Consider the following 10,845-nt stretch of genomic DNA (forward strand, 5'->3'; position numbering starts at 1 on the left):
GTTCCCCCCTTCCTACCCAGCAGGCCCCCGAACCCGATCTGCCGACAACGCTGGAGACTGATGCGATCCCAACGGTTCCCGGTTCCCCGGCTCCCCTACATGACGATCGGGAGCAGACCGCGCCTGCGGCTCTGGATACCGCCCCCCCCGAAGCTGCCCCCACAGCCGAAAGCCTGGAAACCCCCGATGCCGACAACACGGCGGCGGATCTCCTGACCAGCCCTGCGGATGTGGTGGAGCTAACCTCGGATCAACAGGAGTATGACGAACAGCGCCAGATCGTCACGGCTACGGGCAATGTGGAGTTTCGGTTTCGCCAATCGGTGCTCACCGCCGATCGCCTCCAGGTCAACCTTGGCAATCGCTTCGTTATGGCGGAGGGAAACGTGGCCTTACGGCGCGGCGAACAGGTATTGCGAGGTGAGCGCTTTGAGTATCGCTTTGTGCAGGAAGCGGGCAGCATCTTCAATGCGAATGGGGAGCTATTCCTGCCCACCACGGGGGAGGATTTTGCCTTTGATGCCCCTGCCGCCACGGCGGTGACGGGTCCCCAACCCCTGTTGAGCGATCGTGCCCTGGCCACCCAACCCTTGCGGGTGCAGCGAGGTCCCGGTGATTTTCAGGTGGGCGTGGGGGTTGGTCGCGATGCCCCGGACTTGAAGCGGCAAGGGGCCGTGCGGCGTTTGCGGTTTGAGGCGGATCAGGTGGACTTCAACGCCTTTGGGTGGCAGGCCCAAAATGTGCGCATTACCAACGATCCCTTTTCCCCACCGGAGCTAGAGCTACGCACGCCCCAGGCTACCCTGACCCATATTTCCCCCCTAGCGGACGAGCTGATTACCCGCCGCCCCCGTCTTGTTTTTGATCAGGGCTTTTCGGTGCCCCTCCTGCGGGAGCGAACCATTCTGAGTAAGGAAGAGCGCGAACCGGGGTTGATTAACATTAGCTATGACCAGGAAGAACGGGGGGGGGTCTATATTGAGCGGACCTTTAACGTGATTGCCAGGGGACCCGTCCGGCTGTGGGTGACGCCCCAACTGCTGGTCCAAAAGGCGATCAATGAGGGGCTGAATCCTGTCGATCCCGCCCTGTATGGTTTGATTGCCCGTTTAGATGGCACCTTGGGTCCCGAAACCTCTGTGCGGGGGTTGGCCAACTTTGCCAGTCTTGATCCGGAGGATCTCGCGGATAACCTGCGGGCCAGTGTCCGGTTGCGGCAGGAGGTGGGGGACCATAACCTAAACCTGGAGTATAGCTACCGCGATCGCCTCTTCAACGGCTCCCTGGGCTTTCAAAATGTGCAGAGCAGTTTAGGGATTGTGCTCACCTCACCGACGATCCCCTTGGGTGAGGATGGGCCGCGCTTGAACTACCAGGTCGGTGCCCAAGTGGTCAATGCCAAAACAGATCAGGTGGATTTGCTGGACCCCGGCCAGGGCGAGGGTTTGGTGGAACTGGGCCGATACCAGGCGACAGCGGGCTTGAGCCAGCGGATTCCCCTCTGGCAGGGAACCCCCCTACCCCCCACGGAGACCGAGGGCCTGCGGTATAGTCCGGTGCCGATCGTCCCCTTTGTGCGCTTTGTGGCCGGGATGCGCGGGATTCTCACCTCCTATACCAGCGGTGACTTCCAGAATGCCTTGACGGGTAGTTTGGGCTTGGAGGGGCAGTTTGGCAAGTTCAGTCGCGACTTTTTCGACTACACCGCCTTTAATGTGCGCTATTCCCAAAGTCTGCGGGATGGCGAGTCTCCCTTTAAGTTCGATCGCATCGAAGATCGTCGGGTATTGGCCTTTAGCCTGAGCCAACAGGTCTATGGTCCTCTGCGTTTTGGCTTCCAGACGGCCCTCAACCTGGACAAGGAAGATCGAATTACCACGGACTATATTCTGGAGTACAGTCGCCGTACCTATGGGGTGGTCCTGCGCTTTAATCCCGTCCTACAAATTGGGTCGATTAATTTGCGCATTAGTGACTTTAACTGGAACGGTAATCCGGAACCCTTCTCGGAGCTAGACGTGCGGCCCGTGAGTGATGGGGTGGTACCGTTGGCGGGTCCCTAGCGGTGGCCCGGCGGGTCCGAGGGATTAACTTTACCCAATCTGGGTTTGCAGAGTATGCTTAAAGGAGAGGCATGATCCCCTTCGAATACGCCGAAGCGATCGCGAAGTGCCTCCTGTGAGAAGAGGTACACCGTTAGTAACGCTTGTTCCTGCAACGCAAGCATGGCCCCCTTAGATCCTGATGCGGCCCTGGCTGCCAGCGATCGGGGAGTTCCCCTTTACCACCGAGTTTTTGTCTAGCATTGCCCTGTCCTAGGTTTTCAAGCCTCCTGCGGATGGCGAAGGCGTTGTGAGTGTCGTGCATTGGGGCGATAGTGCCGTCCTGGTGTGGCCTCTGACGTAGCAGTGCTGTAGCGGGAACTCGGTACAGATAGTGAACTCATGCTTGGCAAGCGACTCCACTGTGTAACCTTTTGCCGCGTCAATCCCTATGTCACAACTGCTGGAAGATGTCCTGGAAGTGACCAACTCGCCAGTCGCAGGCCATGCGATCGCCCTGTTGAGTAACTATAGCTTCGATTTGGGCCATTATGCACCGGAACAATTGGTCGGCTACTGGGCCAGCACCTATCCCCTCAACTGGGTACGTCTCGCTGTGATTGAGAGCCTTTACCAGGGGCGTTATAAAGCCGTTTCGGTGGAGCAAATTTTGGCCTTTTGGCAACGGCGCGGACGCCCGCTCTACCACTTTGGCAATGATTTTGAGCGGATTATTTGCAGCCGGTTCTCTGGTACGGATTGGGAAACGGAACTGGCCCCTGAGGATCAGGGTAAGCCCCTTGCCTATTCCGTGCGCCAGTCCCAACCGCACAAGGCAGCGGGGAGCTATGCCACGGGTACGGGATCGCCGCGTTTAAACACCCCCCGCATTGAGCCGTGGCACACCCCAACGGCGATCGGGAAGCCGCTGCCCCGCCGCCTGCCTGCGCCGACGCTGGAGCGCCAACTCAGTTCCCTCAGTCACCCCCCCGCAGGGACCGTATCTTTACCCCTGGGAACGACAACGGATGCGAGCGCCACCCGTGAAGTGGCCCATGCGCCGATTCATCAGTTTGTGCCCAACCAATCCTCGTCTGATCTGGATCAAAAATTACGGGCTGCTGCCCAGATGCGCGAAGAATTTAGCCGCATTGGCACCACCTTGGCGGCCCTGCGATCGCGGGTGAGTGTTCCCAATCGGGACGCCAGCAACGAATAGGGGAGCGATCAGCACCTCTTGAGGCGTTGCAGGCTAAAGCCTGAACTACAAACGTTTCAAGGGAACGTGTTGGGTTTTGCCAACTCGACGCCAACCCACCATTCCCCGTTTGAGCAACGCTAGGCGACGGGGGTTGTGGCGGTTGCTGGGGCGGTGGGGGCAGGCGGTTGCACACCCCCAATCCGAATTTCTGAGCAAAAGGCGGCGCTGCTAAAGCCGTCGGCCTGTTTCAGAAGACTGGTGCGTAAGCGGAGGTTGGGGCCAGCAAACCACAACCGCTCTTCTAAGTGCAGCGTTTCGGAGGCCGTAATCAGGGTTAATACCTCATCGTTGCCCAAGCTATAGTGGCCCCGGAGCAACCCCTTGCGCCCATTTTGCTGGAGCAGGTCTCCTTGGGTAGGATCGTCGTTTGACGAGAGCACGACCAGCAGGCTGGTACCGGTTTGCGGTTGGGTTGCCGCTGCCATCATGCCCTTCCAGGTAATGCGGGCACCCCAAAGCGTGAGATCGGCGGCTAGCTGACCCTGCTGACACAGTTGAACGACCTCTGGGTGGGAAGTTTCCAGGCGTTCAATATAGACTTCCGCTTTACCACTCTCCGATCGCGGCAATGCCAAGTCATGGCTGGTCCGTTGCGACAACCATTTCCCCACATTGGCTTCCAAAAATTCGATAATATCCATGTCCCAGATCAGCAGCTTTCCTGACAATCGCGCTATCCCTTTGAGTCTTGCATTTCGTTACCCCCTTGGCAAGTCTCTCCTCGGTCAGGGCCGTCGCGATCGTGTCCCATTGGTTACAGCTAGATCCTGGTACAGCAAACATTAAGGTTTCGCAACGTTGGTAGTAACGACTTTGGTCGTTGCCGGCTAAAGCCAGCCCTACGAACGTTGCAGGATTTACTTTTCGATCTCCTAGGGGGCTGATTGGCATTGGGGCCGGACGCTGGGCAGATACAGCATCTCCATCCCTGGTGAGGTACAGGCAAGGGGCTTAAGCCCCTGGTTCGCAAGGCTGGACCGTACTTCATTAGAGAGGGAACGGCTGTATTTGCTGCTGGGGATTTTGGCTAGTTATTTGGGCATTATGGGAGTATCCGAATCCTACCGAGATAGGATGGGGTACGATCGCCCGATCAGCCGAAGATCTGTTGGATAATGCGTATGGGAATGGGGGGATGGAGCGAGTAAGGCTTTGGGGTAGGCGGCTGGGCTGGTGGTCAGGGAGCGATGGGATAACGATGGGTTTGGGGATTTGACTATGGTCACGCAGGGACGATCGAGTGCACCTGATTGTCAGGGATGTAGCAGTCAAGACAATTTAGGGTTTGACTTCAGCATGGCCTTTCAGCCGATCGTGGATGTCCGGACTAAAACTATTTTTGCCTATGAAGCCTTGGTTCGCGGCCTTACCAATGAACCTGCTAGCTCAATCCTGAGTCAGATTAACGAGGACAATCGTTATCGGTTTGACCAAGCCTGTCGCGTGAAGGCGATCCAATGGGCGGCACGATTGGGGATGACAACGTATTTGTCGATTAATTTTCTGCCGAATGCGGTTTATCAAGCGGAAACGTGTATTCGCACGACACTTCAGGCATCTCAGGAATATGGTTTCCCCGCCAATCACATTATTTTTGAAGTGACGGAGGGGGAAAAGATTCATGATCGAGATCATCTCAATCATATTTTTGATGCCTATAAAAAATTAGGCTTTAAGACAGCGATCGATGATTTTGGGGCGGGATATTCTAGTCTAAATCTCTTGGCCGAGTTCCAACCCGATATTATTAAGCTGGATATGGCGCTGATTCGGAATATCCACGAGGATCAGGTGCGACGGGCGATTGTGGTTGGGATCATGCACGTTTGCCAGGAAATTGCCTGTGAGGTGATCGCGGAGGGGGTGGAAAGTCGAGCAGAACTGCAAACTCTACGGGCGATGGGGATTCACCTCTTCCAGGGTTTTTACTTTGCAAAACCAGCGTTTGAGTCCCTCGCTACGATCCCCAGTCACTTGCTAGAACTAGAGGGATAGGGTGATGTCCTATCGCCCGGTCTGACTGCTGCCCTTGCTTAACGGTAATCTGCATGACTTCGATCGCGCCGCGCCAATCAGTTTCCTCCTCCGGACAAGACGCTGCTAACCATACCGTGGCCAGTCTGCCCCCGATCGCTGCCACTGCCTCTGATCTTGGCCATCAACGGGATTGGGTTTGGCGGGGCTGGCGGGTTCGCTATACCTTTCTGCGGCCTGCGATGGCGTCGCCGCAGGCGGTTCCCATCCTGTTTTTGCATGGTTTTGGAGCGGCGATCGGGCACTGGCGTTCCAATTTGCAAGTCCTGGCTGAGACTCATCCGGTCTATGCTCTGGATTTCCTCGGTTTTGGAGCATCTACCAAGGCAGCTACGTCCTATAGTGTCGATCTCTGGGCGAGTCAGGTCTATGACTTTTGGCGTACCTGGATTGGTCAGCCGGTGCTCTTGGTGGGGCATTCGCTGGGGGCGTTGGTGGCGGTGACAGCAGCGGTGACCTATGCGGAGATGGCACGATCGCTGGCCCTGTTTACCCTACCGGCGGCCCGTCAGGAGGTGCTGCCCCGTTGGGCGGTGCCTTGGGTGGGGGCGATCGAAGGGGTGTTTGCGTCGCCGTTGCTGTTGAAACCCCTCTTTCGGGTTGCCCGGGGTTCTGGGTTTATCCAGGCCGGGTTGCGCATGGCCTACCACGATCCCAGCCGGGTGGATGCCACAGTCTTGGGGATTTATACAACGCCTCCCCGTGATCGGGGGGCAGAGCGGGCGTTTTGCTGGCTGGTGCGGTCCAGCACGCAGCCGGGGTATAGTCCCCACTTGCATACCCTGTTGCCCCAGCTGGCTTGTCCAACATTGTTGTTGTGGGGAGAGTGCGATCGCATTGTGCCCCTAAGGTTGGCCGACCAATGGTTACCCTTATCGCCTTATTTAACGCTGAAAACGTTTGCGGCAGCGGGACATTGCCTATATGACGAGTGTCCAGCAGCGGTAAATCAAACCCTTCTGGAGTGGGCGCTAGGGCAAAACTAGATTTCTTCCCTAGGCAGGCAAGGAGATGCGGCTAAAGCTTGTTGATCTAAGCAGTGCTTGAAGATGTTGTTGCCGGACAGACCGTGAATCGCAAGGTCTAGGTCCGATTGCCAATGCCAGGGAGCATCCCCCCGCAATGAACCAAGGGAAGCACCATCACTCCGATCGGTGCTCTAGTTCGAGCAAGCGAAGGACGAGGAGGAGTTCAGCCAGAAGGCGTTGGCAAGCATAATACCACCCCCGCCAGCCATCAAGGATACCGCCTTTCAGAATGAGGCAATAAAAAAAGACGATGAAGGGGGCCGGTAACTTCAGTTTACGCAATTTGTCGCCCAGGCTGAGTTCCTGAAAGGGGGTTTGGGATAGTTTCTGGGCTTCGAGGATGAGATAACGATCCTGTGCCCATAGCCAGCGGCTCAGGGATTTGCGATCGTCGTGATAGATATAACCCGATAAGGTGCCAGTCTTGCCAGTAATCTGTACTCGATGTGCATGGCCATCGTTCTGGTAAACGGCGTTTTCAACTTTATACAGAACGGTTCGAGGAGGAAGTAGCGTACCCCGTAAGGGTTTACCAAAAATGCAGTACTTAAATTGCACCCGATAGGCATTCACATCCTCACTGGGAATCAGCACCGATATGGCTTCGATGATAGTCGTCGTTAGCACATAATCGGCATCCAGGGACAATACCCAAGGGGTACCGATATGGCTCAGCCCAAAGTTGCACTGGTCAGCAAAGGTATCAAAGGATCTTTGTAGTACTTCCACCTGAGGGTAGGCAGCAGCAATTTCCAGGGTTGTATCAGTGCTGAAGCTATCAATAATCAGAATGCGCTTAGCCCAGCTTAGTTTTTGCAGAGTGCGATCGAGGTTGGGGGCTTCGTTGTAGGTCAGGATGAGGGGGGTAATCTCACTTAGCTGCATGGGATATCTGGGACTGGTGGGATGAAGCAAAATTTGAAGGGGGCGATCGTCAACGTTCACGGAGGTCTTCTTTGGTAAAGTTAACAATCGCAATCAACGAATCAGATTGAGATTTATCTTATTTTTATTTCTGGCTTGATAAACACATTTTCAGCCATTAGACTTGGACTCATGATGACTCCTTAACGAATATCGCTTAAAAATTTTCATCAAAGTAATCGCTATCAATCTTTTTAACGGGATAGAGAGCAACGATCGAAACCCCCACATCATTATCAATCATCAGGTTAGTTAGTTGCTCACCGTCAATCAAGACAATCTTACTGCCAATTTGCGAGACATAATTTCTCGCCTCCTCGGTAAATCGCGAAGTCGTGATAAAAATTCCCTTGTTGGCTCGTTGGGCTTGCAGCGCTCCCGCGAATTGCATGACATCAGGTCTACCGACGGGGGTATTATCCCAGCGCTTTGCCTGAATATAAACGACATCAAGGCCAAGTTTGTCTTCTTTAATAATACCGTCAATCCCGCCATCGCCACTTTTGCCGATCGCTCGTCCAGCATCCGATCGTGAGCCGCCGTACCCCATTTTGACCAGAAGTTCAACAACCACACGCTCGAAAAAAGCAGGCGAGGTTTTCTTGAGTTTGGCCAGGAGTTCATTAGCCAATTCGTCCCGCAGGTTTTCATAGGCAGCTTCTAAGGCTTCGGATGGCGTGACAGCGGGGATATCGGGTGCTGATTCCGGGTCGATACTGCTTTCTCCATTCCTGGCTCTGGTTCCTTTAAGTTTTTTAAATTCAAGGAACTCAGGATATTGCTCAAGGAGCTTGACATTAATCACCTGGGGCCGCTTATCTAAAAGTTCACGACCTGTGGCGGTTATTTGGTAGTAGCCTCGGCGGGTAGTTTCCAGCAGTCCAGCTTTTTTCAGGTATGTAGCAGCCCAACCCACGCGGTTGCCAAAGGTTGACTGGGTGCCACTAGGCAGCATCTCGCGTAGGTCTTCCTCTGTGAGATTTAATTCCTGGGCTAAAACCTCGACGGCTTCATTTTTTGTTAATTCGCGGTTACAAGTTCCAGCATATCTGAGCAGCGGTAACATTAAACTTTGGTAATCGGGTACTGTCATTGAAGTGTTATTGATATTTTTAATTAATCTAGACTATTAGAGGATATTTGGAAAAGGGCACCTCGAAAAATACAAATTTTGCGCTCACAAGCGACGTAATCTCGTCGGTTGGGGCAGTTCAACTGCCCCGATCCCCAATTAATCGAGGTGCCCTACAATGGATTAGGGATTATTCAGGCAACGATCATGACATTAGCGATCGCCCTCCAACCGACCCTAGAACTGACCGACGAGCAGTTTGAAGAAATCTGTCGGCATAACCGCGACCTGCGGCTAGAGCGATCGGCGCGAGGAGAATTACTCATTATGCCCCCTACTGGTGGAGAAACCGGTCACCGCAATCTGAAACTGGCTGTCCGTTTAGGAACCTGGAGTGAGCAAAATAACCTTGGTCTTGCCTTTGACTCCTCAACTGGGTTTAAGCTCCCCAATGGCGCGATTCGTGCGCCTGATGCCGCTTGGGTTAGACGCGATCGCTGGCTGGCCCTGACTCCGGAACAACACCAGACATTTATTCCCCTCTGTCCCGATTTTGCGATCGAACTCTGCTTCCCCAGTGATGAACTAGCGGATGTCCGAGCCAAGATGCTTGAATATCAAGAAAACGGCCTACAACTGGGATGGTTGATTGCTCCAAAAACTCGAACGGTGGAAATCTACCGTACCCAACAAGTCCCCGAATTAGTGATGAACCCGGCAAGCCTATCCGGAGAAAGCTTTCTCCCAGGATTTATCCTCGACTTGACCAGCATTTTCAGCAATTGCTAGGATGTTGCGCATGATTCTGATATTTGGAAAGTGTTGCGTACATCAAGCGTTTTTATATTTAAACAGGCGAACCCATGCTCCGTAATGCTGTGTTAGTAGCAGGCATCAAACCGTGAGTGGAACCTACTTATCAGATTTTAATTCCTGGGTTGCTCAAACTACCCAGTTGTTGCGGGAGCGCCGCTGGCACGAAATCGACGTAACGCATCTCATTGAAGAGGTTGAGGGTTTAGGTAAGAGCGAACGACGAGGGATTGCTAGTCAGCTAACTCGTCTTTTACTGCATCTGCTCAAGTGGCAATATCAACCTCAGCGTCGTTCAGATAGTTGGCTAGATTCTATAACGGATGCGCGTACCCAGATTGCATTGGCTATTGAAGATAGTCCCAGTCTGAAAGGTTATCCCGCAGAACAACTGACCGAGAGTTACCAACGCGCACGCCGCCAAGCCGCTAAGCAAACTGGTATGGAGATCTCGGTATTTCCAGAATTCTGTCCGTATTCTCCAGAGCTAGTATTGGCGGAGGATTGGTTGCCGGAGGGCGAATAAGTTGAGGAAGCCAGATGGGTAAGAGATTTGGAAGGTGAATCTGAGGCTATCTGCTGCTTATTTTGATCGCTAGCCTGCCAGGATATTATAATAAGTCCAAGGTTTATCATCAAGCAAACAGAAGCAGGATAAGCCTAATTACCAATTGTATTTCGGACGAGAATTGCAACTAATAGACTAATCATAAAATAGCCAATAACTCCCTCGATTGCGGCTAAAACTTCACCGATAACGGAGACAATAGGTATCGGAGATTCCAAAGTGGTAAAGGTGCTGATTGAAAAGTAAAAGCTACTCCATAAATCCTGTTTAGAAAGAGTTCCAGGGATAAGGTAGTAAAGTAGCCAGAAGATCACCACAATGACACAACAGACAATGAAAAATCGGGTAAATGAGCGTCCGTAGTCACAGGTTAATTCGAGTACCCAAGCTAGCCGAGGGTATTTTTTTTTAGATTTTCAATCCGTTGTTGGATAATCGCCTGTTCTTTCAGGAGAGCTGCTAGGTTAAAGTTAACATTTTCCAAGTTAACGCCCAAAAAGTCAGTGTTGGCATCAAACTCAACATTATCGAGGAGAGTCCCTTCCATATTAGCCCAGTTAAATTTTGTCCCCAAGACAATTGATTCTGACAGCCAACTATCGCTAAGGTTGGCACAGCTTAAATTGGCATTCGTCAACACTGAACCATAAAAATCTATCTTGCTCAGGTCGGTTCCCTGTAGATCTTCACCAACAAGTGAAATACCCCTTAAGTCGGTGTGGCCGTAGTATCGCCCTACCAAGGTGTTCAATACACTGCGATCGAAGCGGCTCCCCTTCCACTGCGCTAGAATTTGTTTGCCTTCGGGCGTTCGCCAACGTTCACGGAGGTCTTCTTTAGTAAAATTAACAACCGTAATCAAGGTATCATATTGAGATTTATCTTCTTTCTGGAGATCTACCCCTGGTTTGATAAACAGGTTTTCTGTAATCAGTGTTGGACTCATTATTAATTCCTCTGAACGCAGAAGTGTTGAAAGTTAGGTTAAGCGATGGAAAAAAGGGACAGAATGCAGTATTCTGTCCTCTAACAAATAAAAAATGATGTTCTATGATAGCCTCATTCCCGAAGCTTGTCAAATTGATCTTGAAGCAGCTTTGTCC

The 10,845-nt window shown here is 52.8% G+C and carries 10 protein-coding genes; 6 read left to right on the forward strand and 4 right to left on the reverse strand.

Going from position 1 to position 10,845, the window contains the following annotated elements; all coding sequences use genetic code 11:
* Together ACWIUF_RS17550 and ACWIUF_RS17555 are read left to right on the forward strand one after the other, a co-directional pair.
* Positions 1-2,063: DUF3769 domain-containing protein (locus ACWIUF_RS17550; RefSeq protein ID WP_448573815.1), on the forward strand; the 2,063-nt coding region annotated here is incomplete at its 5' end.
* 430 nt (positions 2,064-2,493) lie between these two features.
* On the forward strand, positions 2,494-3,261 hold the full coding sequence (locus ACWIUF_RS17555) for a hypothetical protein (protein WP_448573816.1): 768 nt from the start codon (positions 2,494-2,496) through the stop codon (positions 3,259-3,261).
* A gap of 119 nt (positions 3,262-3,380) precedes the next feature.
* Here ACWIUF_RS17555 and ACWIUF_RS17560 read toward each other — a convergent pair whose 3' ends face one another.
* Positions 3,381-3,944, reverse strand: a complete 564-nt coding sequence (locus ACWIUF_RS17560) for a phycobiliprotein lyase (RefSeq protein ID WP_448573817.1) — start codon at positions 3,942-3,944, stop codon at positions 3,381-3,383.
* A 577-nt stretch (positions 3,945-4,521) separates the two neighbouring features.
* Here ACWIUF_RS17560 and ACWIUF_RS17565 point away from each other — a divergent pair.
* Both ACWIUF_RS17565 and ACWIUF_RS17570 read left to right on the forward strand, forming a co-directional pair.
* Entirely contained in the window at positions 4,522-5,298 is a 777-nt protein-coding gene (locus tag ACWIUF_RS17565) for an EAL domain-containing protein (RefSeq protein WP_448573818.1), read from the forward strand.
* Positions 5,299-5,351: 53 nt separating this feature from the next.
* Complete coding sequence (locus tag ACWIUF_RS17570; RefSeq protein WP_448573819.1) at positions 5,352-6,323, forward strand: alpha/beta fold hydrolase; 972 nt, start codon at positions 5,352-5,354, stop codon at positions 6,321-6,323.
* 156 nt (positions 6,324-6,479) lie between these two features.
* Here ACWIUF_RS17570 and ACWIUF_RS17575 read toward each other — a convergent pair whose 3' ends face one another.
* Positions 6,480-7,310, reverse strand: a complete 831-nt coding sequence (locus ACWIUF_RS17575; protein ID WP_448573820.1) for a glycosyltransferase family 2 protein — start codon at positions 7,308-7,310, stop codon at positions 6,480-6,482.
* 136 nt (positions 7,311-7,446) lie between these two features.
* Complete coding sequence (locus tag ACWIUF_RS17580) at positions 7,447-8,355, reverse strand: restriction endonuclease (protein ID WP_448573821.1); 909 nt, start codon at positions 8,353-8,355, stop codon at positions 7,447-7,449.
* 213 nt (positions 8,356-8,568) lie between these two features.
* Between ACWIUF_RS17580 and ACWIUF_RS17585 the strand changes: the two genes are divergently transcribed.
* On the forward strand, positions 8,569-9,150 hold the full coding sequence (locus ACWIUF_RS17585) for a Uma2 family endonuclease (protein WP_448573822.1): 582 nt from the start codon (positions 8,569-8,571) through the stop codon (positions 9,148-9,150).
* A gap of 112 nt (positions 9,151-9,262) precedes the next feature.
* Entirely contained in the window at positions 9,263-9,700 is a 438-nt protein-coding gene (locus ACWIUF_RS17590) for a DUF29 domain-containing protein (RefSeq protein ID WP_448573823.1), read from the forward strand.
* A gap of 430 nt (positions 9,701-10,130) precedes the next feature.
* Here the strand turns inward: ACWIUF_RS17590 and ACWIUF_RS17595 are convergent, their stop codons facing one another.
* Complete coding sequence (locus ACWIUF_RS17595; RefSeq protein WP_448573824.1) at positions 10,131-10,688, reverse strand: pentapeptide repeat-containing protein; 558 nt, start codon at positions 10,686-10,688, stop codon at positions 10,131-10,133.
* Positions 10,689-10,845: the final 157 nt, after the last annotated feature.

The organism is Trichothermofontia sp. (assembly GCF_053493415.1).

Excerpts from the sequence above, each read along its gene's own strand:
- ACWIUF_RS17555 (WP_448573816.1), top strand. The coding sequence starts at position 2,494 with ATGTCACAACTGCTGGAAGATGTCCTGGAAGTGACCAACTCGCCAGTC.
- ACWIUF_RS17560 (WP_448573817.1), bottom strand. The coding sequence starts at position 3,944 with ATGGATATTATCGAATTTTTGGAAGCCAATGTGGGGAAATGGTTGTCG.
- ACWIUF_RS17565 (WP_448573818.1), top strand. The coding sequence starts at position 4,522 with ATGGTCACGCAGGGACGATCGAGTGCACCTGATTGTCAGGGATGTAGC.
- ACWIUF_RS17570 (WP_448573819.1), top strand. The coding sequence starts at position 5,352 with ATGACTTCGATCGCGCCGCGCCAATCAGTTTCCTCCTCCGGACAAGAC.
- ACWIUF_RS17580 (WP_448573821.1), bottom strand. The coding sequence starts at position 8,355 with ATGTTACCGCTGCTCAGATATGCTGGAACTTGTAACCGCGAATTAACA.
- ACWIUF_RS17585 (WP_448573822.1), top strand. The coding sequence starts at position 8,569 with ATGACATTAGCGATCGCCCTCCAACCGACCCTAGAACTGACCGACGAG.
- ACWIUF_RS17595 (WP_448573824.1), bottom strand. The coding sequence starts at position 10,688 with ATGAGTCCAACACTGATTACAGAAAACCTGTTTATCAAACCAGGGGTA.